This is a genomic window from Streptomyces sp. NPDC014006, from assembly GCF_043088925.1.
Lineage (GTDB): Bacteria > Actinomycetota > Actinomycetes > Streptomycetales > Streptomycetaceae > Streptomyces.
Window position 1 is genome coordinate 7,618 of the sequence record NZ_JBICAJ010000016.1, and the last position, 25,587, is coordinate 33,204.

Sequence of the window (25,587 nt, forward strand, 5' to 3'; positions counted from 1 at the left end):
CCGCCCGGGGCCCCCCCGGGCGGTGGGGCGCCCGGGGGGGGGGGGCCACCCCCGCCCGGGGCCGTATTTGTCGGGCGCCCCCCCCCCCCCGGGGGGGGGCCCCCCCCCCGGGGGGGGGGGGGGGCGCCCCCCCCCACGTCCTGCATCAGGAGCGTTTGGCGTTACGCACACGCCCTCCATGCGAGGCAGCGGAGCAGACGCCGAATCCGATCAGCACGTGCACCCCGTTCTTCTACGGTCTAGGCACCTTGCAACCTAGGGTTCGACTGGTCAGTCAGGTCGGCCGAGCGGGGCAAGCAGACCGACCCCGGGCCGAAGATCCTGAGCGGTCACGACAATCGAAGTCACCAGCTGTTGCCTCCCAGGCCCGCACGAGGCTGTGCGGCCCGGTGCAGACGAGGGCGCGCGAGATCTCGGACAGGCCGAGGCTGGGGGCGTCGCAGTGTGCGGAGCGCACAAGTTGAAGCAGGTCGCTGGTGACAGCCTCCCAGTGGCCGACGGTCGGCCGGCCGGCGCCGCCGTCCAGTTCGTGGGTGAGGGTGGACAGCGGGATGATCTCGCCCGGCTTGCGTCCTTGCGTAGGAGGTCGTGGCGCCGTCGGGCTGGCGCACCTGGGGTGGAGCAGGGAGTCGGCCGCGACCACGGTGTGGGTGCAGGCATGGGGCTTCCCTTCGAGTGACGTGCTGGGGATGGATTCAGGTGCCGGGTACGGCGTCGTCCTGGCGGTCGGCGGATACGAACGCACCGGCTGCTGGGCGATGCGCGTCGTGTGCGCGCTTGGTGCGGCGTCGTAAGAGGAGGGGAACGCGCGAGGTCTTGTGCGACTTGGTGGGCGAGTGCGTTCGGCAGCCGTTCGCAGGCAACGCGGAGGCGGGTATCCCGCGTCTGGATCGCGTCGACGGCCTCCCGCCAGCGCTCGTGACGAGCGACTGCGGCTGGCAGCGGTGTCCGGGTGGTGCTTCTCACTGGTTACCTCCGTCCGTTTCGTCGGACAGAGCGGAGGCGCACGTAGTACAGCGGCCGTCACCGTCGGGATGAGCACGCCGGGGGGTGGGGCCGGGGCACGTGAGGCAGAGCGGCCAGCCGAGGCAGGCCGGGCAAAGATCTTCACCGGGGGCCGTTACGGGCACGCCGCAGCCGGCGCATTCCATGAGGGCCCGGTAGGTCAGGGCCTCGTTCACCGAGCGCGCGGACGCAGAGCTGCTCGCCGGTTGCGGTTGTGGCGGGGTGTCCCAGACGGGCGTGTCATGGCGGTCGGCCGCGATGGCGGGCGGCGGGTAGACCTGGGCGGCGCGCAGTCGGGCGGCGATGATCGCGCTGACCGTGGTCCGCACCGGGTGGGGCAAGGGCCGGTCCGCGATGATGTGCAGCAGCTGCTCGCGGCTCCAGCCGGCTTCCAGCATCACAGTCACGACGCGCCCTTGATCGGTCAGCGCCTGCCCAGTCAGCAGCAGTTCAGGGCGTTTTGCTCCGAGGTCGAGCAGCAGCCGGATGCCCGGATGCATCTCATCCGCGGCGGGCGGGACCGGCAGAGGCCTCAGCGTTCTCGGCTGGTCCATCCGTCCAGGTACCTGCGCCGCCTCGCTGCGGCCGCACGGACGGAGGGCTCTGGTGTTCTGCTTGTTGGTCTTCTTTCTGTTGGTGTTCTTAGTGCCGGGACCAGCCAACGTAGGCTCATCCAATCCTGGAAAACCCGACTCTTGTTGCGACCTGGGGTTTTGTAGGGCGGGCAGGTCGGTGATGAAGTACTGCACCTGACCGAGCGTGCCGTCGGCGTTCCGCTCGCGGGTGCGGTAGAGGAATCCGTGCCGTTCCAGCTGCTTGAGCCCGGTGGTGACGGCGTCGACTCCTTCACGGCCGCGGCGTACCAGGTCGGCTACGGTGACCTGCCAGCCATCTCGGTGTGTGCTGACGTACCCGAAGAGGCCCTTCGCCTTGAAGGACAGCCGCGTGTCCCGGAACAGGCCGTTGGCGATCTGAGTGAACTGATCGGCCGCCATCACACCGCGCCGGATCCCCGCCCCGGAGCTGGCATCGCTTTCGTCGGCGATCGTGAGGGTGGAGGTGGCTTCCACCCGAGCGACGTCGAGGGTAGTGGGGTGATCGGTGATCGAGTAGACGACCTCGCCGAGTGTTCCGTTGGGACGGCGCAGGCGTTCGCGGATGAGGTAGCCGTACCGTTCCAGTTCCTTCAGGCCGGCGCGGACCGCCTCCCGCCCATCTGGGCCTACGGAGGCCAGGTGGGCGACGGTGGTCTGCCAGCCGTCGCGGTGCGTGCTGACATACCCGAAGATCCCCTTCGCCTTATAGGACAGCCTGGAGTCCCGGAAGAGACCGTTGGCGATCTGAGTGAACTGATCGGCTGCCATCACACCGCGGCGGACCCCTGCCCCGAAGCGGCTCACCGCCGTGCTCCTGAAGCCAAACGCGCAAGGGGGCCAGGGCAGCGCATCGTGGCCACCGGGGTGGGGTGGCCGATGCTCCTGGATTCGCGGGCGTGGGTGTGTTCCATGCCGTCAGCTCACCCGCCGACCCCGACCGGGCTGACGGCCACGAGTCCCGACCACCGGTCACGGTCCGGCAACGGAAGGCGCCTAGCTGCGATGGTCGGTCGCATGGTCGGGCTGACCACGCCACCTTCGCACCAGTGCGCAGCGGTTGCGCAGTCGACTGCGCAACCTCGGGCAGGCGCTGCGCAACCGAGCTGCGCAACCAGTCGAGGATCCTGCGCAGTCGGGTTGCGTGACGCGGATGCGCAGGCGACCCGAGGGTTGGTGACAGGCTCGGGTGACGCACTGCGCAGGCGTCCGGCGGGACATGGTCGGCTTCCCATGTGCGCATGGGCGTTCGGGTTCACTGGCTGGTGGCACGTGACTGCCCCGCGTTGTCCGGCGCCGGCGTTTGCGTGCCGGAGGCCGTGTCCTGCCTGGGCTCACAGTTTTGGCCTGTGGTCGGGCCTGTGGTCGGGCCGACCATGACCCCGACCATGAGGTTCTTGTCCCCATCGTGACCTTGGTCGGGGTCTGGTGGTCGGTGGTCGGGTCGGGGTCGGCGGGTTTTCTCGAGGTCAGCACTATCCGGTTCTGACCTGGGAGTTTGACCATGTCCCCTGGCAAGCAGGCCTCGGTGAGTGAGGCTGCTGCTCCGATGGCGGCGGGCGCCCGACTGGAGTCGATGCGGCGCCGCGTACGTTTCTCACGGGCAGCGGTGTTGACCGCCATCGCGGCTGGCCCCATCGCCCTGTGCGTCGCCGTTGCCTCCACCCCGACCACGGTCCAGGCGGCCATCCCGAACAAGCAGGCCGCCGTGCGCACCGCGGTGGCCGCGGTTGACCCGGGCGGCTATGCGCAGGTGTTTCTCAGCGCCTGGTTGCGCAGCAGCGCTGGCGATGAGACGAGTGCGCAGGCGCGGCTTGCGCAGTCGATGGCGCCGGACGTCGACCTACCCGCTACGGCTTCCGATGCGCATCCGCTGCCGGAGTCGGTGACGGCGGTGCGCACTGCGCAGCGCGGTGGTGGGGCGTGGTCGGTGACGGTGGCTGCGCAGTACGCCGACGGCTCGGTGCGGTACTACGCCGTGCCGGTGGTCGCCGACGGGGCGGGCGCCTCGTTCGCGGTGACTGGTGCGCCCGGGGTGGTGGCCGGTCCGGCCCGCGCCTCAGTGCCGAAGTCGCCGTACGGCGTGCCCGTCCCGCAAGGGGATCTGTCCTCCGCCGTCGGCGAGTTCCTCGCCGCCTATCTGACTGGTACCGGGGAGGTCGACCGCTACCTCGCGCCGAAAGTGGCGTTGGCGCGGGTCTCCCCCGCCCCGTACACGGCGGTCACCCTCCAGCAGGTGTCGGCGGTCGAGGAGGCCGCGGCCGCAAAGACGGTTCCGGCCGACGGCACGAAGGTGCGTGTCCTGGCCTCGGTGGAAGCCCGGGACGTCGCCGGCCGGTGGCCGCTGGCGTACGAGCTCACGCTCAAGGCCCGCTCGGGCCGGTGGGAAGTGGCGGCGCTGGAGTCCGGGGCTGCTGGGGACGGGGGTGTGCGGTGAACACGGTGCACAGCTTGATGCTCGCCGGGCAGTTGGACGACCTCGGTGACTCGTGGATCAACATGTTCAAAGACTGGGCGACCAAGGGTTTGCAGGCTGGTCTGATCTGCCTCGTCGTCGTGATCATGGTCCAGAAGTTCAGCCTCAAGGCCGGGATCGGAGCCTTGCTGCTGATGATCATCGCGCTCGGGCTGTACAACTCCCGCGACAGCCTCGCGAACATGTTCGTGGATGAGGTGAAGAACCCGGCCAAGGGCGCACCCGTCGTTTCCGGCACCGTCGTGTCCGAGCTGCCCGGTTCCCGTGACCACTCGTCGGGTGCGGGAGGCTGGCTGTGAGCGCGGCAGCCGCCGGCCGGGTCGGCCGCTTCTACACTGCCGCCCGCCGCCACCCCTGGGTTCTGGGCAAGGTCGCCGACTGGAAGATCCCCCTCGGCCCCTACACCCCCGCACAGATTGCACTCGCCGTCGGCGGCGGCTTCCTTCTGGTCAAGACCATCCAATGGTGGTCGTGGATGTTCCCGCTGCCCATCGTCGCGTGGGTGCTGGCCATCTGGGCGGTGCGCCGGCCCAAGATCCGTGGCCGTGCGCCGATGCAGGCCGCGTTGGGCTGGGTGCTCCTGGGCTGGCAGCCACGAGGAGGGCGGATCGGCGGGCGGGCCGCCCGCGACCGCGCTCCCCACCCGCTGCTCGGCGGCTTCACCATCGAGGACGCGCCCGCGCCCGGCGGCCCCGCTGCGCAGGCCGCACCTTCCTGTGCGGTTCAGCGGCGTCCAGGCCGGACGCCGTACTCGGACCGCTCGCCCTCACCTCGCCGCACACAGCCGGTTGCTCCCCCGCTGGCAGTGGGTCCGGTGTCGGGTGTGCAGCAGTTGCTCGCGCTCGCCCAGCAAGGGGGTGCGTGATGAGGGTTCCGATCCGTCACATCGCCGGACACCTGGTGTGGTCGGCGCAGGGCAGTGTGTGGGCCGTTTACCGCCTTCACCCCGGCCCTGACGCGCGGGGGCAGCAGGAGGAGACCGTCCAGGGCACGTACGTGCCGGCGGCGGTCCGCGATGAACAGCTCGCCAAGATCACACATCTGGTGCGGTCGCTGTCCGGGGCGCCGCGCTTGTTCGGCCTGTGCGCGCAGGTCGACCCGGGTGAGATCGCCTTGAGGATGATCGAGGGCATCGAGCCGGCCGAGCAGGCATCCGGTTCCGGCCGGCACCCGTGGGTGGAGAACGTCGAGGCCACCCTGGATCTGCTGGACGACCAGGAGATGCACCGCCGCACCCTATGGCTGGCCGTTCCTTTGCAGACCGAGGCAGGCGGCCTGCAGGTGTCGGCCACACTCGGTGCGGCGTGGGCCGAGGTCGCGCCGATGCTGGGCATGCGTCCGGCACCGGTGGCACGGCGTGAGGTGAGCGCCTACCGCGAGCAGGCCTTCCGGGTTGAGGCCGCACTCGCCGGCGGGATCGCCTTCCGCCCAGCCCGCCCGGCGGAGATCGTGTGGATGATCCAGCACGCCCTCCACCGTGGCCTGGCCGAGCCGCTGCTCACCGAGGCCGAGACCAGCGACCTGTATGGCGGGCAGATCCGTGACGGCGTGCTGCGCTCCCCCAGCTACGCCGACCTCGGCCAGGTCCGCCTGCAGGAAGGCGGTATCGACCCCGGCCTCGACGACGTCGACGAGCTCAAGAGCGCGGGCCAGATCACGCGCTCGGGCCGCAAGGCCTGGTGGCGGCTGCACACTGGCTCACCGCTGGGGCGGCGCTGGCTGCAGGTCGAATCCGGCGCAGGGGTGGGCTACCAGGCGCAGCTGGCACTGGCCGAGTGCCCGCCCGCCGTCAGCCAGGACGCCGCCGACCTGTTCGCCCAGTTGGAGACGCTCGACTTCCCCGTCGACTACACCGTCGACCTCACCCTCGTGAGCGCGGAGAGGGCCCGCGATCAGGTGCGCCGCAAGAAGAACGAACTAATCGACCAGGCCGACCAGTACGACGCGCGCCCCACCGGCATGCCCGCCTCCCTCACCGAGGCCGCCCGCGACCTGGGCGAGCTGGATGCCCGCCTGTCGCGCACCAGCGTGGAGGTCGAGGTGCAGTCGGTCACCGTGCTGACGGTGTGGGGACCGACCGCCGCCATCTGCGACGCAAGGGCCCGCGCGCTGACCGCACTCCTCGGCGGCGCCGACTACCGCGCTGTACGCCCGGCCGGCCTGCAGGAGGCCCTGTTCACTCTTGGACTGCCCGGTACCGTGCGCCCTGGTGTGGCGCGGGAGTTCACCCAGCACCAGATCAGCGAGGACTGGGCTCTGTCCGGTGCCTTCACCGCCTGCGAGGTCGGCGACCCGAACGGGATGTTCCTCGGCATCGACCTGGACTGCGGCACCACCCGCCCCGTCATGATCAATGTCGCGGACGCGCCCAAGGTGGATGCCTCCGCCTCGATGGGAATCGTCGGGGACCTGGGCGCGGGTAAGAGCGTGCTGCAGAAGCTGATCGCGGAGGCGGCGTGGGCGCGCGGCGGCTGCGCAATCTGCATCGACCGCACCCCGGTACGCGAATGGGCCACCTTCGCCCGAGCTGCGGCCAAGGGCCGCGTCCAGATCGTCGACGCCGCCCAGGCCGAGGTGTCCATCGACCCGCTGCGGATGTTCTCCGGGCCCGAGGGCCGCCACTACGCCCTGTCCTACCTCACCCTGCAACTGGGCATCGGAGCGATGAGCACCAGCGGCGAGGTCCTCCACCACGCCGTCGAGCAGGCCGCCGCCGGCGATCAGCCGTCCATGCACCGTGTCCTTGAGGTCCTTGAGGCAATGGCCACGAGCGAGGCGGGCAAGCGGCAGGACGCGGCCGCAACGCTGGCCGGCCTCATCCGGGTCGTCGCCACCAACCCGCTGGCGAGGATGGTCTTCGATCCGACGCTGCCGCCGGTCCGCCTGGACGCCTCCAGCGCCTGCGACATGATCGTGATCACCACGACCGGTCTGAAGCTGCCGCCGAAAGCCGCGTTCGACAAACCGGAGGTCCTGCACCAGCAGCCCCTGGAGGCGCTGATCGGCCGCGCGGTGCTCTACCTGATCGCCGCGATCGCCCGGCAGACCGCGTTCGAGGACCCCGACCGGTTCACCGCGGTGGTGCTGGACGAGCTGTACTGGCTCACCAGCTCGGCCGAGGGAACCGCCTTGGTGCACGAGATCCTTCACGACGGGCGCAAGCACGGCGCCGGCCTCATCGCCGGCTCCCACGACGCCGACGAACTCGGCCCGGACCGCGGGCTGATGGCATACCGGGCTCTCGCCCGCACCGCAGACCGCGAACGCGCCCGTCGCGGCCTTGAGTTCGTCGGGCTCGACCCGAATGACAGCGAGCTGTTGCGTCTGGTGACCACCGGCCTGTCCCCGGTCGGCCACAAGGGCCGGGAAGGCGAGTTCCTGCTGACCTGCCCCCGGCAGAACACCGGCCGCGTCAAGGTCTCCATTCCTCGCATCGAGCGCATCACCTCCTCCATCACCACCACACCAGGACGCCGCCCGGGCACCGCCTCGACCTCCGTCCCTGAGCCGCTCGCCGACCAGGCTCTGGAGGCATTCCCGAAGGAGCACGCCTCGTGACCACCTCTTTCTGGGACCGCTCCCGACGCGTCGCCGCAGCTACGAGCGTCCTCACCGTGATCGCCGTTGCTGTCGGCGCGGTCATCCTCGCTCTCGGGGTGGGCGTGCCGCAGACGTGGTGGCCGCACACCGGACAGGCCTTCGCCGCCGACACCCACTCCGCGCACCAGGACCCCTGCGCCCGGATCATCGGCCCGGCCAAGGCGTACTGCAAGCGCGGCACCACGACCACCGCGGCCAACAAGCGGGACGTGGCCGGTGCAGTGTGGAGGCTGGGGACGGCCGGTGCGGGTGTGGCTGCCCTGGTGGTGTGGCGGCGGCGGTCGACTGCTGGGCAAAGGCGGCACTGACGTGTTCCGTCCAGACCGCGCGACCCTGCGTTCCGCCGGCTTCGTCGTGCTGCTCACCGGAGTGTTCCTCCTGGTGAACACCCAGGTCGTGTATGCGGCCGGCAGCAACAGCGAGACCGGAGACCTGCTCGCCCCACTGAACATCACCTCCTCCGAGGGCGTGCCGATCGACGGATACGACCTGAATGCCAAGGGCGGATCCATCGTCGCCTTCAAGACGCAGGCCCTGGCCTTCGCTCTGTCGGGCCTGTTCACCCTGATCCGGCTCCTGGTCGGGCTGGCGGGGTGGGCGATCGAGGTCGCCTTCCGGTTCCCGCTGCTGAAGATCCTCGCCCGGCCCGCGCAGAAGGTCGCCGACACCTACGGCACCGTGGTGGTCGACACCCTGGGGCTGAAAGGTCTGCTGCTGGCCTGGGCGTTCGTCTTCGCTGGGTTCATGATCGTGCGCGGGCGGGTCGGCCGCGGTCTGGGCGAAATCTTCCTCACCCTGCTCATCGGGGCGATCGCCGCCTCGGCTCTCATCCGCCCCGACACTCTGCTCGGCCCTAACGGCCCGTTGGGGCAGTCCCAGCAGGTGGCCGCCGAGGTCGCCCAGCGAAGCGTGAACTCCTACGACTGGGGCGGCAAGCTCGCCAGCAAGGCTCCCTGTGACGGCATGGCCGGCCAGCAGGAAACCAAGTGCATGGAGCTCGATGGGGAAGGCCCTGTCTCTGCTCAGGAGGTGGCCCGCCCCATCCAGGATTCGATCACCAACGCTCTCGTCGTGAAGCCCTACATGCTGCTGCAGTACGGGCGCATCCTCGACCCGGCCAAGGAATCCGACCGCAAAGCGTATGCCGTCCACCTCAAGTGGATCACCGGCGGATTCAAGGCGGGCAACGTCGAGGTCTCAGACCATGGCAAGGACGTCTGCCGCAAGATCCGCGGCCCGGCAAGGAAGTACTGCGAGCGCGGCTTTGAGGAGGGCGTGCCGAGCAAGAAGCAGAGCGAGGAGGACGCGATTCCTCTCTCTCCGGCCGACGAGTTGCTGGCGCCCACGGACGAGGAGCGGGAGTTCAGCTACTTCCTGAAGCAGATGCGGGAGGCTGGCCCGGTCGGCAAGTCGTGCGCGGACTACGCCGAGAAGCCCACCTGGTGGCGGGTCGGAGGAGCCCTGCTGCTATTGATCGCGGCGTTGTTCATCTGCGGGATGCTGCTTTCCAGCGCCATCGTTCTGCTCGGCACCCAGGGTGTCTGCGCGGCCGCGGCGGCCGCCGGCGGCGTCACCTTCGTCGCGGGCATGCTGCCGGGGCCCGCGCGGCAGAGCGTGTGGAAGTGGCTGTCGCTGTGGGGGATCGCGATCCTCACGCTCGTGGGGGTGTGCGCGTTCGTTCCCTTCTTCGGGATCGCCGTGGACGCCACCATCACCAACGGGCCCAACCTGGTGGTGGAGCGGATCCTGCTCATCGACGTCCTCGCCATCGCCGGCGCGGCCGGGCACCGCAGGCTCCTGACCGCCATCACCTCCTTCGGCCGGCGGATGGCCATGCGGATGCGCTACGCCAAGGTCGGCGGCACCCACATGCCGGGCGACACCTCCGAGCTCGGAGCCGCACTCGCCATGAACTCCCCCGCAGGGAGAGGCGGATACAGCGCAGGGCTGCGCGCCTTCACCAGCGGGGGCGGAGGCCGGTTCGGAATGCTCGGCACCCGCCAGCGGCTGATGGGTGCGCTCACCTCCCTGGTCGACGGCACCGGCATGCCGGCGGACACCGGCGGAATCCTCGCCGATGCCACCACCGAAGCCAGGCGCGGTCTGGCCCCGCTCACCGCAGCGGCGGCCGTGGGCACACTGGGTGCACGGCTCGCCGGGAAGGGCGCGCACTGGCTGCTGATCGGCCGCCGACCGGACAAGGAGCAGTTGGGCAAGTGGCGCAAGCCCACCGCCGACGGGGACCCGGGCGCGGGTGGCCCTTCGGACGGCGGGGGCGGCGGTGCCGGCGGCACAGGGCCTCGTCGGCCCTCAGGCCCGCCCGATCGGTATCGCAACGAGCACGGGCAGGTCGTCGACCGCACCACCGGGCAGGTGCTGCACGACCAGGACACCGACCGGACGCTGCTGTCGACCCGGGCCCACAACCGGCTGGTGCGCTTTCGCGGGTACCGGATCGTGCACCGCGGCGGCCGGGCCGCGTACGGGGCGACAATCGGCCTGCCGGCGAACGTCCGCCGCACGCGGTCGGAAGCCTCGCGTTTCTCGAAGGACGCACGCCAGCAGGTGCGGGTTTGGGGCAACACCCTCCGCGAGGACGGCCGAGCCTGGTCGAGCACGGAGCAGCAAGCAGCTCGTGCCCTGAACAGCCACACGAACGCCAACAGCGGACCCGCACCGGCCGCCGGCCGCCGCCTGCCGACCGCAGCCACCGCAGCCCCGGCCCCCCGTCCGGCGGCGCCTGCGCGGCCTGCCCCCACGCAGCCCACTACGGCCGCGGGCGGCCTTGCGGGGCCTTCCTCCCTGCGCCCCGCTCCACAGGCGGGCGGTCCTGCGTCTGCCCCTGCGCGACTCGCCCCGTCGGCGGGCAGCCCCTCGGGATTTACCCCCGTGCCGCCCACACCGCCGGCGGGTGGACCCGCGGCAGCGTCGTCCCCGGCCCCGGTGCCCCGCCGGGTCGGCCCCGTGTCACTGCCTCCGCACGGTGGCGGCGGGCCTGTTCTTCCCGAGAGTGAGAGCGCACGGGACAGGGCGCGCGAGGAAGCGCGAGTCCGGATGCAGGAACTGATGCGGCGGACCGCGCCCGACGCGGAACGACGGCGCCAGGAGCAGGCCCAGCGGCGGAACGAAGATGGTGAGAGCGGGTGAGGCCGCCGGGACGCCGTGTGAGGCGATGGGGATGCCTGGTCGCGCTGATGATGTTCGCAGCCGTGTGCTGTGCCGCACCGGTAGGAAGTGCGATCAGCGCGTATGTCGCGCTGAACACCGGCACACAGGAAGACGGCGGTATCGCCGAGGGCGGCAGCGCCGCGGACATTCCTGCCCGGATGCTGAGTGCCTACAAAAAGGCCGCCCAGCAGGTCCGGAAGTACGTACCGAAGTGCCAGGGCTTGGGCTGGCCGATCCTCGCTGGAATCGCCAAGGTCGAGTCCAACCACGCCGTCGGACGGAACATCGCCGACAACGGCGACATCCGCCCGAGGATCTTGGGGGTGCTTCTCAATGGCTCCGGCGCCGGAGGCAACACCACCGCCTTCCCGGACACCGACGGCGGCAAGTGGGACGGCACCGCGAGCGCAGAGCGCGCCGTCGGCCCCTTCCAGTTCCTGCCGTCCACCTGGGAGTCGATCGGCAAAGACGCAGGCGGCGACAAGATCGCCGACCCGCACAACGCCGACGACGCAGCTCTCGGTGCCGCAATCTACCTCTGCGGCAACGGCCGGGACCTGACGCAACGATCGCAGCTGAAGGCCGCGATCTGGCAGTACAACCACTCCGACGAGTACGTGGCGAACGTGTTGGGGTGGATCGACCAGTACGAAGCGGCCGCCAAGGACCCGGACCTGAAGAGCCTTTCTGGGCAGGTGCGAGCCGTCATCGATGCCGCGCTCTCCCAGCGGGGCGTGCCCTACTCGTGGGGCGGCGGCACCCCGAGCGGCCCGTCGTACGGGATCTGCTGCTCCCCTAGCGGCAAGAGCGGCACGACGATCAAGGGCTTCGACTGCTCAGGGCTGACCACCTACGCGTACGCCCAGGCAGGCGTCAGCCTGCCGCGCACAGCGGCCGCACAAGCAGGTCGTGGCCAGCGGATCCCCGCGAGCCTCGGCACAGGCGCCCTCAAGCCGGGCGACCTCGTCTTCTACGCCTACGCCCCCGGACGTGATTCCACGATCTACCACGTCGGCATTTACACCGGCGGCGGTCAAATGATCAACGCCGCCCGTCCAGGCACCGTCATCCGGCTGGACTCGGTCAACGCCATGTCCGGCTACGCGGGGGGAGCGCGGCTGCTGTGACTACGACCCCGCGCTCACCACATCTGCTGGTGCTGAGCACCGTCATACTCGCCGTTGTCGGTGGCGTCGCCCTGCTGGGCGTGCCGCACCGTCATAAGCAGCGGGCCCCGGCGACGGCGACGGCCGCACACGCGGCAACGGATCCGTCACCGGCTGCTGCGCCTCCCGCCGGCCGGCCGACCGTCTCCAGGCCGCCGTATCCGGCATCCGCAGCCTCCGGCGCATCGACGCCGTCGGCCCTCGAGTCCCCTCTTCCTCCGCACGGCGACGGCGTGGCCGGCGACCGGGCCATTCAGCACTTGCTGGAGATGGCCTGGCCCGCCGACCTTCCTGCCGACGACGAGCGGGAGTTGCTCATCGCCGGCCGTGCGGTGCTGCGCGCGGACGCCACCGGCGTCGGCCGCGCGAAGTGGCCCTCGGTGTTCCCCGCCTCCAACCAGGCGGTGGCGCCGGCGTTCGCCACCGCCCGCTTCCGGATCCAGGCTGCGATCGCCCGCCGGGACGGCAGCCCGGACAAGGCTGTGGTCCATCTGGTGTGGGCCGGCATGGACAGGGGCGGCACCTTCACCGACCTTCGCATCAGCGACTGGCACTTCACCCGAACGACTTCGAAGAAGGGAGCAGCGACGTGGACTCCGCAGCCGCATACCTGACGCACCGGGCCGATCACACGGCTACTGGTCAGGTATTCGGCCTGATCACCGGCCTGGTTGACGCTTTCGACTGGGTCTACGACCACTGGTACCTGTTCGCGCTGGCGATCGGCGTTTGCTGGGGCGTGGGCGAGTGGGTGGTACGCCGGCTCGCGGCCAAGGCTTCCGCCCAGCGGATGGCCTTGGAGCTCGTCTCCACCCGGCACTTCGACCCGAGCCTGGAGGAAATCTTCAGACGCGGTGTCCAGCTCGCCCGCGCGTCCACGGCCATTCCCTGGTGGGCACCCCGCCGGACGAAGACGGTGCAGATCCGCTTGCGCGCGGACGGCAGTGCGCCCCTGCGCTACCGGATCGAGGGCCCGGCGGGCGGTGAGCGGTTGCTGTCCATCACGCCGTTCGGGCCGGACGTGACCGTCAACCGGGCGCGGCCGATCGTCGACGAACCGCGGGCGCACACCGTGCGGGCCGAGTTTATCCTGCGGGGCAAGCCCATCGCTGCGCTGCGTGAGGTGCCACTCAAACCCGATCCGCTGCAGCCGCTCGTCGATGCCGTGACCGGCCTGCAGGCCGAGCTAGGTGACCTCGCCGAGATCCGGCTCGACATCCAACAGGCCCCGAAGTGGGCACTTCGGGCCCGCCGCCTGCAGCTGCTGGGCGCCGCGCGCCGGTCGGAGCGCCGGGAGGCCCAGCGGGCCGCGGGCTGGCTGCGGCAGGGCCATTCCGGCATCGAGGACTCCCTGGGCCGGCAGCTGCAGCAGATGCTCACGGACAAGCCCGCATCCGGTGGCGGACTCCGGCTCCATCCGCCGGTGCCACGGCGCGTGGAGCCGGCCGAGGCGCTGGGCAAGCTCGCCGAGGACGACCACCTGGTGCGCGTGCAACTGCTGGTGATGTGCGCCTCGAACACCGAGGGCCGCGCCCAGGACCGGCTCGCCCAAGTACAGGCCGCCTTGGACGTGTTCGGCGGCCGCTCAAGGTGGGCCATGCGCGGCTGGCGGATGGGGCCGTGGCGGATCGGCGATGCCGACCACTGGCCCACGCGGAAGGGCTTCGAACGCCGCTGGAAACTGGGGCACTGCCAGCCTCCCCGCGCAAACTGGCTCAGGCTGGAGGAGCTGACGGGCCTGCTCAAACCGCCGACCGTGCACAGCCGCCTGCCGGTGCTCGCCGGGGACCTGCCGACCTTCACCTTCGGCGATCCCGATTTGCTGCTGCAGGGCATCTACCGGGGCCCGGACGGCCGCGAGCGGCTGGTCGCCACCTACGCCGAAGAGACTCTGTTCGAAGTGGGGGTCGGCAGGGCGGGCGGCGGCAAGACGGAGCGCGCCCTGGCGCAGGCGATCGGCTGGGCGCATGCGGGTGGCGGGCTGGTCTTCGTCGACCCGCACCGCGACTCGTGGCCGCGTGCCCTGCCGTTCCTGGCCCACGAGCACCTGATGCCGAGGATCGCGCTGATCGACCTCAACGGATTGGGTCCCGATCCGCAGGTGAGTTCGTGGAACCCGCTCGGGATGCATCACGGGCAGGCGGCGCACGAGGTAGTCGAGGCGATCGCCGATGCCTATGCCTCCGCACTGGCTTGGGACGATGCGACCGCGCCGCGCGCGTTGGCCATCCTCACCGCCGCGCTCACCGTGCTGGTCGCCATCAACGAGACCGCATGCCAGGCCGGACAGCCCGAGGACCAAGCCACGCTCTTCCACATGCGGGCTCTGCTCACCGACGCCGGCTTCCGTAGGGCAGCACTCGCCGCGGTAGCGGACCGTCTGGACGAGGAGACCCGCGCGTGGTGGCGGTCGGTGTTTCCGACCCTCCCGCCCGACGCGACTGCCGTTGTACTCAACCCGATCGTCCGCCTGGCCGCCAACCCGGTCACCCGTGCCTTCCTCGGTCAAGCGGTCGGCGCCTACAACATCCGCGCGGCGATGGACTCGCGCACGATCGTGTGGGTGTGTCCAGGTGGCAACGGGCCCACCGACCGCCTGCTGACCGCGCTGCTCGCCCGGGATCTGCTGCGCGCCGCCCGTTCACGGCGTGACATCCCGGAGGAGAAGCGGGTGCCGTTCCGCCCGTACTTCGACGAGCTGATCACCCTGACCGGTGCGGCACCGGAAACCATCGCCTCGATGTTCGAGGACCTGCGTAAATACAAGTGCCACATCCACGGCATGACCCAGCTGCTCTCCCGCCTTCCCACACCGGTGCGTCTGTCCCTGGTGCAGAACGCTTCCACGCTGGCTACCACGGCGGGGTCGAAGTCCGCCATCGCACCCATCACCGCCGAATGGGGCGATGAACCCAGCCCCGACCGAGTCGCCACCATGGAGCGCTTCGAGCACTACGTCTCCATGAACGTCAGCGGCCGCCGCGTCGGACCTGTCCAGCTGCGCGGGCCCCACCTCGACGACATCTTCGCCGCCCAGGCCCGTCCCCAGCAGGTCGGTGCGCTGGAGCGGGCCGCCCAGGCCAACGCCCAGGCGGTCCCGATGCAGACACTCACCGAACGCGCTGCCAAGCAGCTCGGCCGGGTCGCCACCTTCCTCGCCACGCACGCCCCCGCTGGCGCTGCCTCTGCCCACCTTTCGAAGGAGAAGGAATGGAACTGACCGCTGCCGATGACGTCGAGGGTGGGGCGACGACTTCACGCCTCGAGCAGCCGGGTGCTGCCTATGACGTCTCGGTTCCCCTGGCTGGGAGTGTCACGCACTGGACAGCACCGCGACAGCAACATGTTCAAAGGCGAACCATTTGACCGCTCCGGTCAGCGCATACGGCATAACCGAATGCACAGAACTACATATCGATAGTCAGGTGCGGAAGTGGTCGGATACGTCCAGAGATGCGCAGAGCAAGTGGCCTATCACATTGGGAACTTGGCAGGCGTATGCGTAACCTGGCGACTACACATAGCGCATCAGTGCAGATCGCCCCGGGGCGCCCCGAAGGAGGACGTGTTCGGCAGGCCAGCCCCACCGCGAAGCGCTGAACGGGGAGGAAATGTGACACGCCAAGTACGCCGGACTGCCCATCGTGCCATTCGCGTCCGAAATCTCGTCGCCGCCTCCATGGCGTTGGGGGCCGCGGTCACCGTCGGCGCCTGTGATTCCTCTGCGGGCGACAGCAAGGTCCCAGCACAGAAGTCCTCGTCTGCGCCGGCAACATACACGCCTTCAGCGAGCTCCGCAGACCCGGAAGGGGTGGAGAAAAAGGCCGTGTTGCAGGCATACGACCGCATGTGGGCGGAGCAGACCAAGGCGTATAGAAAGGCGGATGCCGCGGGCACCGATCTGGACACTTACGCCGCAGCGTTGGCCCTGTCCAGTGTCAAGAGCGACCTGAGGGACCTGAAGAGCAAGGGCATCATCGCTTCAGGCGAGCCCTCGCACCAGGTCTCCGTCACCCAGCTCGACATGGCTGGCGAGGTGCCCAAGGCCCGGCTCACGGACTGCCTTGATGTCTCGCGCTGGAAGCTCATCTACGCGCAATCCGGCAAGCCGGTAGCGATGCCGACGAACCGCCTCACCCGTTACGTGAACCAAATCAAAGCTGAGAAGTGGGGGAAGCAGTGGAAGATCCTCGACGTCACACCAGAGCAGCAGGCCTGCTAGGCGTCGTTCTTGCTTCGACGCTTCTCACTGGGGCCCTGTGCGGATCCCCTGCTCAAGCAGCTGTCCCGACAGGGGGTGGTTGCACCGGCGCGGGCAAGTGGTGGGTGGTATGCAGCGCCGAGGACGACTCATCCGAGCCCGGAAGCGCCGGGAGCAGCACGCACGGGAATCAAGGCGGAGCGGCAAGCAAGGAGCCCCCCGTCTGTACCTACGAAAAAATGGAGCCTCAGCCGCCCGAGGGCAGTGAATACCGGCTCGGCCACGGCTCAGCTGAGAAGGGCGCCATCTACATCAGGACGTGCACTCTTACCAACGTGAACAGCCCAGGTACATCCCTGGACCAGACGCTGGTCTGGCTCGCCGAGGGAGAGAAGGCACCGCCGGTTGACCCCGCGGCGGTGGCACAGCAGGCGCTCGCCAAGATGCAACTGCTCGGCCCCAAGATCGCGAGTCCTCGCGCCGACGGACGCTACGTCGTAGGCATGCCCATGTGGATGTGGGTGGACCCGTCACCAACGACCTTCGGGCCGCAGCAGGCCAGTGCTACGGCCGGCGGAGTCACCGTCACCGCCACTGCCTCCGTCACCTCAGTCAGCTGGGACATGGGCGATGGCACCGAGCCGGTCGCCTGCAACGGCCCTGGCACCAGGTACGAGGCGTCGATGGGTAAGGCGCCGTCTCCCGACTGCGGGCACGTCTATGCGCGGTCGTCCTCCAGGGCAGATGGCAAGTTCCACGGAACCGCGACAGCCACTTGGACCGTGAACTGGGCTGTGAACGGAGGCGGTCAGACCGGATCGTTCACCGAGGTGCGCCAGTCCGCGTTCGACGTCAGCGTCCGTGAGGTTCAGGTTCTCAACTGACATCGGGCACCACACAAGACCAGCCGCCAGTGTCCCGACCGGCAGCGGACGTCAGACGATGAACAACCGGATCAGCGACCTCAAAGCCATGGTCACCCATCACCCCTCGTCGCCGACATGGCACGCGAAGTGCCTCTCGGGGCAGCCGTACTGGAGGACCTGGACGAGTACAGCCCCACCTCAGACGTGTGGGTGCCGCTGGCTAACGGCGAAGAGCGGCGCTCGTGGGCAGAGCTGTGACCACCGATAGGTTCAACGGTGAACATTCCAGCCGCATGTCGCGCCGTCTCGGCCACATGTCGCGAGTGCACACGACCATAAATCGATATTCAGTTCCGGAAGTGGTCGGATACGTCCGGAGATGCGCAGAGCAAGTGACCTATCACATTGGGAACTTGGCAGGCATATGCGTAACCTGGCGACTACACATAGCGCATCAGTGCAGCTCGCCCCGGGGCGCCCCGAAGGAGGACGTGTTCGGCAGGCCAGCCCCACCGCGAAGCGCTGAACGGGGAGGAAATGTGACACGCCAAGTACGCCGGACTGCCCATCGTGCCGTTCGCGTCCGAAATCTCTTCGCCGCCTCCATGGTGCTGGGCGCGGCGGTCACCACCGCCGCCTGTGATTCCTCTGCTGGCGATGGCCAGGCCTCCACGCAGCAGCCGTCCTCCGCCTCGCCCACACCTACCCCTGCGATGTCTTCCGCAGATCCGGAAGCCGCAGAGAAGGCGGCCGTGTTGGCAGCGTATGCGCGCATGTGGGAGGAACAGACGAAGGCCTACAAGAAGGCGGATGCCGCAGGCACTGAGCTGGAGAAATACGCAACGCTCGATGCCCTTGGCCAGTTTCGCAACGATCTGGCGCGGATGAGGCAGGCCGGCACCGTTGCTCGCGGCGAGCTGACCCACAGCAGCACCAAAGTGACCAGTATCGACCTCAAGGCGAAGACGCCGGAGGCGTCACTGTCTGACTGCATGGACATCTCCAAGTGGCAGACCTACAGCATGAAGAAGAAGCAAGTGCTTCCCCTTCCCAGCAATCAGCCGTTGCGGTATGTCGCCACAGCTAAGGCTGAACGGTGGAACGGGCAGTGGCTCGTGACCGTGTTCACCACTCACGGGAATGAGAAATGCTGACGCGAGCCGGGGCGGCCGCCATGCTGCTTTTTGCTGCAGCGGCTCCTCCAGCGCTCGCAGCGGGCGGCCCTGGGCCGGGCAGCGCTGGCATTTGTGATGGCGCGCCGCTGACGGTCACGGTCTGTGCGGAGCAAGGGGGAAACGGCCCCAGCGCGGGCGGCTCCGGCAGCGGGGGGGCAAGCGGCGGGTCAGGCTCGGTTGACGGCACACACGCCGGCGCCTCGGACGCTCCGAAGTGCACCTACAGGAAGCTCGATCCTCAGCCACCCGCAGAGAACGCCGCCTGGGGTACGCACAAACCCGGTGACGGTCAGGGCGCCCTCTATGGCGTGAATTGTCCCGACACCGGCCGGGTCGGTGTCGTGTGGATGGCGAACAACAATGCTCCGACCGTTCCGCAGATCGATCCCGCCGTCCTCGCTCAACGTGCGGTGGACTCGATGACACTTCTCGGCCCGGCCATCGCGAGCCCCCGCGCCGCTGGTCAGTACACGGTCGGCGTGCCGATGTGGATGTGGGTCAACCAGAGCGCCACCACGTATGGGCCGAACTCGGCATCAGCGTCAGCGGGTGGCGTGACGGTTACGGCGACAGCAAAGGTTTCCAAGATCGTCTGGCAAATGGGTGACGGCTCCGCGGTGACGTGCACGGGCCCCGGCACGCCCTACAAGGCCTCTACGGGCATGACCGAGTCACCTACGTGCGGCCACGTCTACTCCAAGAGCTCAGCCAGCACATCGGGCGGCAAGTATCGAGTCACCGCCACCTCGACCTGGACGGTGAACTGGGAGGGCGGCGGCGAGACCGGCCAGCTCAGCGAGGTGCGGCAATCCAACGTGCAGGTGGCGGTCGGCGAAGTACAGGTCGTCAGGTAGCCGCCGGAAGGAAGAAGAGTGAGCAAGACCAAGGAACGCACAGGCGCTGCGACCGCGAACAACGTGTCCACACAAGGTCAGGTAGTAGGCCCGGTGGCTCCGCCTCGAGTGTCGGCCCGCAGGCGCCGACCGGGCGTCATCGCCCTGTCGTTGGCGCTGATCGCAGCGGGCGGAGCGGGCGTTGCGGTGCTCCTTCTGCAAGTCGGCAACCGGACCGAAGTGGTCACCGTAGTACGCGACGTTCAGGTCGGGCAGGTCCTCACCGAGCAAGATCTCGGCAGGGCCTCCATGGCTCTGGATCCAGCGGTGAAGGCCGTGCGTGCCGATTCCCTGAAATCGGTGGTGGGCAAGCGGGCCGCGGTGGAGCTGAAGCCTGGCTCCATGTTGTCTCCTTCGCAGGTGACCAGGGACTCGCTGGTCAAGTCGGGTGAGCAGCTGGTGCCGATCGGGCTGAAGCCCGAACAGGTGCCCGCTACCGCCTTGGTATCGGGACAGAAGGTTCGGTTGGTGCACGTCCCGGCGCAGGGCGCAGGGGACACGGGCCAGGCGGGCAAGCAGTCCGATGGCTCGCAGGAGACGATTGCCGGCCGCGTGGTGAAGGCTTCCCAGGCTGCGCCGGGAACTGGGGTGGTTGTCGTGGATGTGGCCACGGCTGCCAAGGATGGGCCGACGGCGGCTGCATGGCTGTCGGCTGGCACCCTGCGAATGGTTCTCGATGCCCCGGACGGCAACTGATGGGTGTCATCGCGTTGGCCGGGTGCCGCGGCGCGCCCGGAGTGACCACGAGCGCTGTCGCGTTGCTGCTGGCGTGGCCGCTGGAGGCTGGGCGCAGAATGATTCTGGCCGAGTGTGACCCAGATGGTGGGGCCGTGCTGCACGGGCTGTTGCAGGGATCGCTCGGGGATCGGTACGGGCTGCGCAACCTCTCCATCGCCGCCCGCAAGAATGAGTTCAGCGACGCTTTTTGGCGGCAGCTGATCGACCTGAGCAGCGAGGACGGCACGAAGGAGTCTCCGCGCGACCGGCTGCTGCTGCCCGGTATCACAGATCCAGCCGAGGCTGCGGGACTCGGGCCGACGTGGAAGGCCCTTGCGCAGATGTTCCGGGGCATCGAGGGCAGCTACGGGCACGACGTCCTGATCGACCTCGGACGTAGTGGCGGGCAGGGTCCGTCAGCCGTCCTCGCAGAGCAAGCAGACGCAGTGTTCGTGGTAGTTCGAAACACGCTGCGCTGTCTGCACGCCGCCCAGGCGCGCGTACGGGCGCTGGAGGAGCGTGTCGGAGAGGTCGGTCTGGTACTGATCGAGGAAGGCCCCTACGCCGCAGGCGAGGTGCAGCGGGTGCTTCAGGTCCCGGTCGTGGCCACGTTGCCATACGCGCCAAAGGACGCCGTGGTGCTGTCCGACGGCGCCGAGCAGCCGCGCAGCTTCACTAAGTCGGCACTGATGAAGGCGGCTCGCACGGCGAGCTCCCAGCTCGTGCAGAGAGCCGCCCTGCGCCGTTCCCGCCTGACACCGCGCACGCCCGCTTCAAGGGAGGTGACGCATGCTCCGCGGTAGGCCGTTGCACGCTGATCCGACCGTTGCGCCGCCGCCCGGGTCCTCCCGACGGGTCCCAGGGGGCCATGATGCCTTGGCGGGCCTCCCGTCGAGTGTGCAGCCGCTGGGCGTGGCTCTGCCTCGGGTCAGCGTCGACTACAAGATTGCCCGGCACATCGCCACCCAGGTCGCCCGGCAGCGCGAGGAGCTGCTTAAGACCACCTCGGAGGTGGACCGTGCCACCGAGGAGCAGCACTGCCTGCGCTGGATCAATGAGGCTGTTGCACTGTGGGCGCACGCCCAGGGTGCGGAGCGGGGTGTGAGCACCACGGCGCAGGAAGAGGACGCCCTGCGCCGGGCGGTCTATGACTTGCTCTACCGTGCTGGCCGCCTGCAGCCCTACCTGGATGACGAACGGGTCGAGGACATCTTCGTCCAGGGCCCGGATGAGGTGTGGCTCGACTACGGCGACGGTGAACGGCGGATGGTCGGGCCTATCGCTGATTCTGAGGAAGAGCTGTTGGAGCTTTTACGTGAGTTGGCCCGGGACTCGGGCTCGAGTGAGCGCACGATCTCCACCGCGAACCCGACCCTGGCGCTGTCGCTGAAGGACGGCTCCCGTCTGCAGGCGATCACCGGGCTTGGTCCGAAGACGTATGCGGTCATCCGCCGCCACCGGGTCTCTCACGCAGATCTGGACGCGCTGGTGGGGTTGGGGACCATCGACCCGATCCTCAGGCAGTTTCTGGGTGCGTGTGTCCGCGCGGAGAAGAACGTGATGATCGCGGGGAAGCAGAAAGCCGGCAAGACGACGCTGCTGCGGGCGCTGCTCAAGGAGTTCGACCCGGAGTGCCGGTTCGCCACGATCCAGACCGAAGACGAACTTTTCGCTCATTCCAACGGCTACCACCGGCAGGTCGTCTCCCTGGTGGCACGGGAGTCGAACGGAGAGAAGGACGGCGCCGGCCGGGGCGCCGGCGAGGTCACACTGCTGGACCTGATGCATCCGGCGCTACGGATGTCGCTGGAGCGGATTGTCGTCGGTGAGGTCCGCGGACCTGAAGTCGTGGCGATGATGCAGGCGCTCACCAACGGCGCAGGTGGCAACTTGTGCACCATTCACGCGCGGCGCCCGGACATCGTCTTCGACCGGATCGCCGAGCTGTACGCGCTGGCGCAGGAAAACCTGTCCGAGCAGCTCGCCTACAGGCAGATCGCCAACGGTCTGGACTTCATCGTCTACGTCTCCATGACGGACGAGACTCAGATCGGCGGCCGCCGCCACCGCTACGTCTCCCACGTCCTGGAGGTCACCGGCATCGGCGAGTCCGGCCGGCCGGCCACCAACGAGGTATTCGCGCCCGGCGTGGACTTCGGGGAGCCGCGCGCTGTGCCGCAGATGGACCCCGCCTGCATCGACGACCTGCGCCGCGTCGGCTTCGATTCCAGCCTTCTGCAGCACCGTCAGGGTCTGTGGAAGGGGCCGCTGCCGCTGCTCGTGGGGGTGAGCCGATGACTCTGCTACTGGCCATGCTGAGCGGCATGGCAGTCGTGGGCGGCCTGATCGGGTTCGTGACGGGCATCGTTGGGACCACCGCGCCTCGCCGGGCCCCGCTGTACCAGCGATGGCGTGCCCTGCGCGGTGGGCATGACCATGCCGATGATGTACGGCTGCGGCGGCGGACGTTGATGGCGGCGGGTCTCACAGTGTTCCTGGGCATGTGGCTGGCCTCGGGCAACTTCGTGGGCGGCGCCCTGCTGGGGGCGGCTGTCGTCGGCGTGCCCTGGTTGATCACTCCTGCGCAGATCGCCGCCGAACGCATCGGACAGCTAGAGGCCTTGAGTGAGTGGACCCAGCGACTCGCTGGGCTTCTGCGGCTGGGAATGGGCCTGGAACAGGCGATGATCACCAGCCGGAAGGGAGCCCCGGATGCGCTCGCTGCGCAGATCGCGGGCCTGTCGGACCGGCTCCGCCTGGGGTGGCGGCCCAAGGACGCGCTGCGCGCCTTCGCGGACGAACTCGACGACGTCACCGCGGACAAGGTCACCGCTGCGCTGATCCTTTCCGTCAACGACCGCGGTCCGGGCCTGGCGCAGGCACTCGAGGACCTGGCTGGCACCGTGCGTGAGGAGGTCGCCAAGAAGCGCAGCATCGAGGCAGACCGCGCCAAGCCGCGCACCACAGTGCGGTGGATGACCTTCATTACTCTCGGCATCGTCGTCGCCGGGTTCTTCGTGCCGTCGTACACCAGGCCGTACTCCACCCTCCTCGGGCAGCTCGTGCTGGGCTTCCTGACCGCCGGCTTCGTCGCCACGCTCGCCCTGATGCGGCAGCTGGGCGTTTTCCGCCGCATCCCGCGCTTCCTGATTGCCGACGCCCGCAGCACAGTCCGCCTGCCCGCCTTGGCGGCAGCTGCGGCAGACGAAAGCCTGCCAGAGCGCGAAACGGAAGGAGCCACGTCGTGAACCTGCTTCCCGTCGTGCTCACCGGGGGAACGATCGGCGCCGGTCTCGCCCTGCTGGTGCGCGAGATGTTGCGCCCCCAGCCTGCGCTTGGGCCAGCCCTCGAGCGGACCCCCCCGGGCGGTCTGACCATGCCGGTGCCGGCACTGGACCGTGAGGAGGTATGGGGCCGGTGGCTGATGGCCCGCCTGCAGCGCGTGCCCGGTGTGCGCGTGCCCACCACCAATCTCGCCCTCCTCGGCCAGGGGCCGGGACAGTTCATGCTGAAGAAGACAGCGCTCGCCGCGCTCGGCCTGCTCTGCCCGGTGCTGGTGACGATCCCCTGGGTCATCGCGGGTATCTCACTGCCCTTCTACGTACCGGCCGTGGTCGGGCTCGCCGTCGCGGTACTGCTGTTCATCACCCCTGACCTCGCGGTGCGTGACCAGGCAAAGCGGGCTCGGGAGGAGTTCGCCCACGCGCTGGTCGCCTACCTCGACCTGGTGGCGCTCAAGCGGGCCGCGGATGCCGGCCCCACCGAAGCTTTGGAGAAGGCGGCAGCCGTCGGCCAGGGATGGCCGTTTCTGTACCTGCAGGGCGCTCTGCGCCGGGCCCGGCTGGAGAAGATTCCGCCCTACCAGGCCCTGAGCGACCTCGCCGCCCAGTACGAGCTGCCCGCGCTGGACGACGTCGCGGACATCATGCGCGGCTCAGCCACCGACGGCGCCGCCGTCTACAAAGCACTGCGGGCCCGCACCGCCGCTTTGAGCGCCGAGCTGCTCGCCGACCAAGCGGCCGAGGCCAACTCCGCCAGCGAGAAGATGACCGCACCCGGCGCCCTCCTGGCCGTGCTGGTCATGCTGCTGATGGCCTTCCCCGCAGTGATCCGCATGCTCACCGTCTAACTGACCGAACGACTCTTTCAACACCACATTCGGAGGGGACCACTCATGAAGCACACCGCTCTTCACTCCTACCGGGCCGTGCGCTGGCTGACCTCGCGGCTTGAGGCAGCTGAGGCCAGCATGCGGCGCCGCCCGGACGGCGGTGACATCAGCATCACCACCGTCATCATCTGGGTCGCCGCCGTCACCGGCGCCCTGGTCATCGCCGGCACCATCGCCGCCGTGATCGCCAAGTACAACGGGAACCTGAACGGCATCTGATGTTCGAACACGCCCGACTTCAGGGCTGGTGGCGCGGGCGAAGATGGGCGGACGATCGCGGGGACGCATCCATCCAGATGGCGATCGTCTACCCGTTCGTTCTGCTCGCGACGATCGCCGTCATCCAGGCCTCCATGTGGTACTACGCCCGCCAAATCGCACTGACCGCGGCCCGGGAGGGTGTCAGCGCAGCGCGCGCCTACCGGGCGAGCCCCGACGACGGTGCGGCCCGGGCCCGTGAGGTCTTGGGCCGCACGGCGGGTGACAGCCTGCGCTTTGCGAGTGTCAGGTCCGGCAGTGACGGGGAGCGGGTGCGCGTCGAGGTGTCCGGCACCGCACAGTCGATGATTCCCGGCGTCCCGGGTCTGTCGATCACGCAGTCGGCGTCCGGGCCCGTCGAGCGGTGGACGGTGCCAGAAAAATGAGACTTGTATCAATATGGGTGTCCCGGTTCAGGCGGGCGCGCGGTGATACGGGCAGTGTCGCCATCGAGGCGGCCATCATCCTGCCGCCGTTGATCATGTTCGTGTGTATGGCCATCGCAGGAGGCCGCATCGTCACTTCCGGGGCGAAGATCGACGCTGCAGCCGAAGACGCGGCCCGTGAGGCATCCATCCACCGCACAGCGGCCTCGGCCCAGGCTGCCGCACAATCCGCAGCTGCCGAGTCCCTGGATGATCAGGGCATCACCTGCGCGTCTACCAGCGTCAACGTCAACACCGGCGGTCTGAGCGTGCCGGTTGGCCAGGTCGGCACCGTCACGGTGACCGTCTCGTGCACCGTCAACTTGTCCGACCTTCTGCTGCCCGGCGTGCCCGGTACCCGCACCCTGACATCGACCGCGACATCCGTCGTGGACGCCTACCGGCAGCGGGGGGCGTAATGAACGTCCGGCACGAGGAAGGCCGCTGCCCCTTCGATGACCGCGGCGGCGTCACCGTGTTCGTCGCGGTGTGCGTGGTGGCGCTGATCGGCATCATCGGCGTGGCCGTCGACGGCGGCGGGAAGATGCGCGCCACCGAGCGGGCCGACTACATCGCCGGTGAAGCGGCCCGGGCCGGTGGGCAGGCCATCGACCCCGCCAAGGCCATCAGCGGCGAAGCAGTCGTCGTCAACCCGCAGGACGCCGTTGCCGCAGCGCAGGCTTACCTGCGCTCCGCCGGGGCCAGCGGCACGGTGAGCGTCTCCGGCGACGGCAAGACACTCACGGTCAACGTGTCTGGCGCCTACGACACGAAATTCCTGTCCGTGGTCGGGATCGGCTCGATGCCGGTCACGGGACACGGCACCGCAACGCTCCTGACCGGCGTCACCAACCCCGACTAAGGAAACCCCCG

General features: G+C 69.1%; 24 protein-coding genes. 23 read left to right on the forward strand and 1 reads right to left on the reverse strand.

The features are described from left to right. Positions 1 to 962: 962 nt before the first annotated feature. A complete protein-coding gene (locus ACF1GV_RS36940) occupies positions 963 to 2,405 on the reverse strand; it encodes a hypothetical protein (protein WP_391690173.1) in 1,443 nt (480 codons plus the stop codon). Positions 2,406 to 3,147: 742 nt separating this feature from the next. Between ACF1GV_RS36940 and ACF1GV_RS36945 the strand changes: the two genes are divergently transcribed. The 23 genes from ACF1GV_RS36945 to ACF1GV_RS37055 all read left to right on the forward strand — a co-directional run bounded on the left by ACF1GV_RS36945 (position 3,148) and on the right by ACF1GV_RS37055 (position 25,576). Further along, positions 3,148 to 4,035, forward strand: a complete 888-nt coding sequence (locus ACF1GV_RS36945; RefSeq protein ID WP_391690176.1) for a conjugal transfer protein — start codon at positions 3,148 to 3,150, stop codon at positions 4,033 to 4,035. Further along, a complete protein-coding gene (locus ACF1GV_RS36950) occupies positions 4,032 to 4,373 on the forward strand; it encodes a hypothetical protein (RefSeq protein WP_391690178.1) in 342 nt (113 codons plus the stop codon). Before ACF1GV_RS36945 ends, ACF1GV_RS36950 begins: the two co-directional genes overlap by 4 nt. Then, positions 4,370 to 4,939 (forward strand): hypothetical protein, encoded by a 570-nt coding sequence (locus tag ACF1GV_RS36955; protein WP_391690181.1) that lies wholly within the window; start codon positions 4,370 to 4,372, stop codon positions 4,937 to 4,939. The genes ACF1GV_RS36950 and ACF1GV_RS36955 overlap by 4 nt, the downstream gene beginning before the upstream one ends. After that, complete coding sequence (locus ACF1GV_RS36960) at positions 4,939 to 7,632, forward strand: ATP-binding protein (protein WP_391690184.1); 2,694 nt, start codon at positions 4,939 to 4,941, stop codon at positions 7,630 to 7,632. Before ACF1GV_RS36955 ends, ACF1GV_RS36960 begins: the two co-directional genes overlap by 1 nt. Next, positions 7,629 to 7,982, forward strand: coding sequence for a hypothetical protein (locus tag ACF1GV_RS36965; protein ID WP_391690186.1), 354 nt, complete (start codon positions 7,629 to 7,631; stop codon positions 7,980 to 7,982). Before ACF1GV_RS36960 ends, ACF1GV_RS36965 begins: the two co-directional genes overlap by 4 nt. Before the next feature lies 1 nt (position 7,983). Continuing rightward, positions 7,984 to 10,821 (forward strand): hypothetical protein, encoded by a 2,838-nt coding sequence (locus ACF1GV_RS36970; protein WP_391690189.1) that lies wholly within the window; start codon positions 7,984 to 7,986, stop codon positions 10,819 to 10,821. Positions 10,822 to 10,838: 17 nt separating this feature from the next. Then, positions 10,839 to 11,969 carry a C40 family peptidase gene (locus ACF1GV_RS36975; RefSeq protein WP_391690192.1) on the forward strand — a complete coding sequence of 377 codons (1,131 nt, stop codon included), beginning with the start codon at positions 10,839 to 10,841 and terminating at the stop codon, positions 11,967 to 11,969. Continuing rightward, positions 11,966 to 12,622: a hypothetical protein gene (locus tag ACF1GV_RS36980; protein ID WP_391690195.1), complete on the forward strand. Its 657-nt coding sequence runs from the start codon at positions 11,966 to 11,968 to the stop codon at positions 12,620 to 12,622. Before ACF1GV_RS36975 ends, ACF1GV_RS36980 begins: the two co-directional genes overlap by 4 nt. Then, positions 12,598 to 15,228, forward strand: coding sequence for an ATP/GTP-binding protein (locus tag ACF1GV_RS36985; protein ID WP_391690198.1), 2,631 nt, complete (start codon positions 12,598 to 12,600; stop codon positions 15,226 to 15,228). The genes ACF1GV_RS36980 and ACF1GV_RS36985 overlap by 25 nt, the downstream gene beginning before the upstream one ends. 393 nt (positions 15,229 to 15,621) lie before the next feature. Then, positions 15,622 to 16,230, forward strand: coding sequence for a hypothetical protein (locus tag ACF1GV_RS36990; RefSeq protein WP_391690201.1), 609 nt, complete (start codon positions 15,622 to 15,624; stop codon positions 16,228 to 16,230). A 218-nt stretch (positions 16,231 to 16,448) separates the two neighbouring features. Beyond that, entirely contained in the window at positions 16,449 to 17,093 is a 645-nt protein-coding gene (locus tag ACF1GV_RS36995) for an ATP/GTP-binding protein (protein ID WP_391690204.1), read from the forward strand. A 117-nt stretch (positions 17,094 to 17,210) separates the two neighbouring features. After that, the gene (locus ACF1GV_RS37000; RefSeq protein WP_391690207.1) at positions 17,211 to 17,333 is read left to right on the forward strand and encodes a hypothetical protein; all 123 of its coding nucleotides are present in this window, start codon (positions 17,211 to 17,213) and stop codon (positions 17,331 to 17,333) included. Positions 17,334 to 17,680: 347 nt separating this feature from the next. Further along, the gene (locus tag ACF1GV_RS37005; RefSeq protein WP_391690210.1) at positions 17,681 to 18,229 is read left to right on the forward strand and encodes a hypothetical protein; all 549 of its coding nucleotides are present in this window, start codon (positions 17,681 to 17,683) and stop codon (positions 18,227 to 18,229) included. Between the two features lie 368 nt (positions 18,230 to 18,597). After that, positions 18,598 to 19,104: an ATP/GTP-binding protein gene (locus tag ACF1GV_RS37010; protein ID WP_391690213.1), complete on the forward strand. Its 507-nt coding sequence runs from the start codon at positions 18,598 to 18,600 to the stop codon at positions 19,102 to 19,104. A gap of 18 nt (positions 19,105 to 19,122) precedes the next feature. After that, a complete protein-coding gene (locus tag ACF1GV_RS37015) occupies positions 19,123 to 19,839 on the forward strand; it encodes an SAF domain-containing protein (RefSeq protein ID WP_391690216.1) in 717 nt (238 codons plus the stop codon). Then, a complete protein-coding gene (locus ACF1GV_RS37020) occupies positions 19,839 to 20,663 on the forward strand; it encodes a hypothetical protein (protein ID WP_391690218.1) in 825 nt (274 codons plus the stop codon). The genes ACF1GV_RS37015 and ACF1GV_RS37020 overlap by 1 nt, the downstream gene beginning before the upstream one ends. Further along, the gene (locus ACF1GV_RS37025; protein WP_391690221.1) at positions 20,650 to 22,158 is read left to right on the forward strand and encodes a CpaF family protein; all 1,509 of its coding nucleotides are present in this window, start codon (positions 20,650 to 20,652) and stop codon (positions 22,156 to 22,158) included. Before ACF1GV_RS37020 ends, ACF1GV_RS37025 begins: the two co-directional genes overlap by 14 nt. Beyond that, positions 22,155 to 23,108 carry a type II secretion system F family protein gene (locus ACF1GV_RS37030; RefSeq protein ID WP_391690224.1) on the forward strand — a complete coding sequence of 318 codons (954 nt, stop codon included), beginning with the start codon at positions 22,155 to 22,157 and terminating at the stop codon, positions 23,106 to 23,108. Before ACF1GV_RS37025 ends, ACF1GV_RS37030 begins: the two co-directional genes overlap by 4 nt. Beyond that, positions 23,105 to 23,989, forward strand: a complete 885-nt coding sequence (locus ACF1GV_RS37035) for a type II secretion system F family protein (protein ID WP_391690227.1) — start codon at positions 23,105 to 23,107, stop codon at positions 23,987 to 23,989. Before ACF1GV_RS37030 ends, ACF1GV_RS37035 begins: the two co-directional genes overlap by 4 nt. Positions 23,990 to 24,034: 45 nt before the next feature. Then, the gene (locus tag ACF1GV_RS37040) at positions 24,035 to 24,250 is read left to right on the forward strand and encodes a hypothetical protein (protein WP_391690230.1); all 216 of its coding nucleotides are present in this window, start codon (positions 24,035 to 24,037) and stop codon (positions 24,248 to 24,250) included. Continuing rightward, positions 24,250 to 24,675, forward strand: coding sequence for a TadE/TadG family type IV pilus assembly protein (locus ACF1GV_RS37045; protein WP_391690233.1), 426 nt, complete (start codon positions 24,250 to 24,252; stop codon positions 24,673 to 24,675). The genes ACF1GV_RS37040 and ACF1GV_RS37045 overlap by 1 nt, the downstream gene beginning before the upstream one ends. After that, the gene (locus tag ACF1GV_RS37050; protein WP_391690236.1) at positions 24,672 to 25,133 is read left to right on the forward strand and encodes a TadE/TadG family type IV pilus assembly protein; all 462 of its coding nucleotides are present in this window, start codon (positions 24,672 to 24,674) and stop codon (positions 25,131 to 25,133) included. The genes ACF1GV_RS37045 and ACF1GV_RS37050 overlap by 4 nt, the downstream gene beginning before the upstream one ends. Then, a complete protein-coding gene (locus ACF1GV_RS37055; protein ID WP_391690239.1) occupies positions 25,133 to 25,576 on the forward strand; it encodes a pilus assembly protein TadG-related protein in 444 nt (147 codons plus the stop codon). The genes ACF1GV_RS37050 and ACF1GV_RS37055 overlap by 1 nt, the downstream gene beginning before the upstream one ends. Positions 25,577 to 25,587: the final 11 nt, after the last annotated feature.

Bases quoted from the DNA above. Each gene is read 5' to 3' on its own strand.
- ACF1GV_RS37025 (WP_391690221.1), top strand. From the start codon at position 20,650: ATGCTCCGCGGTAGGCCGTTGCACGCTGATCCGACCGTTGCGCCGCCG.
- ACF1GV_RS37045 (WP_391690233.1), top strand. From the start codon at position 24,250: ATGTTCGAACACGCCCGACTTCAGGGCTGGTGGCGCGGGCGAAGATGG.
- ACF1GV_RS37040 (WP_391690230.1), top strand. From the start codon at position 24,035: ATGAAGCACACCGCTCTTCACTCCTACCGGGCCGTGCGCTGGCTGACC.
- ACF1GV_RS36945 (WP_391690176.1), top strand. From the start codon at position 3,148: ATGGCGGCGGGCGCCCGACTGGAGTCGATGCGGCGCCGCGTACGTTTC.
- ACF1GV_RS36995 (WP_391690204.1), top strand. From the start codon at position 16,449: ATGGAGCCTCAGCCGCCCGAGGGCAGTGAATACCGGCTCGGCCACGGC.
- ACF1GV_RS37005 (WP_391690210.1), top strand. From the start codon at position 17,681: ATGGTGCTGGGCGCGGCGGTCACCACCGCCGCCTGTGATTCCTCTGCT.
- ACF1GV_RS37030 (WP_391690224.1), top strand. From the start codon at position 22,155: ATGACTCTGCTACTGGCCATGCTGAGCGGCATGGCAGTCGTGGGCGGC.
- ACF1GV_RS37000 (WP_391690207.1), top strand. From the start codon at position 17,211: ATGGCACGCGAAGTGCCTCTCGGGGCAGCCGTACTGGAGGACCTGGAC.
- ACF1GV_RS37050 (WP_391690236.1), top strand. From the start codon at position 24,672: ATGAGACTTGTATCAATATGGGTGTCCCGGTTCAGGCGGGCGCGCGGT.
- ACF1GV_RS36960 (WP_391690184.1), top strand. From the start codon at position 4,939: ATGAGGGTTCCGATCCGTCACATCGCCGGACACCTGGTGTGGTCGGCG.
- ACF1GV_RS37010 (WP_391690213.1), top strand. From the start codon at position 18,598: ATGGCGAACAACAATGCTCCGACCGTTCCGCAGATCGATCCCGCCGTC.
- ACF1GV_RS37020 (WP_391690218.1), top strand. From the start codon at position 19,839: ATGGGTGTCATCGCGTTGGCCGGGTGCCGCGGCGCGCCCGGAGTGACC.
- ACF1GV_RS37055 (WP_391690239.1), top strand. From the start codon at position 25,133: ATGAACGTCCGGCACGAGGAAGGCCGCTGCCCCTTCGATGACCGCGGC.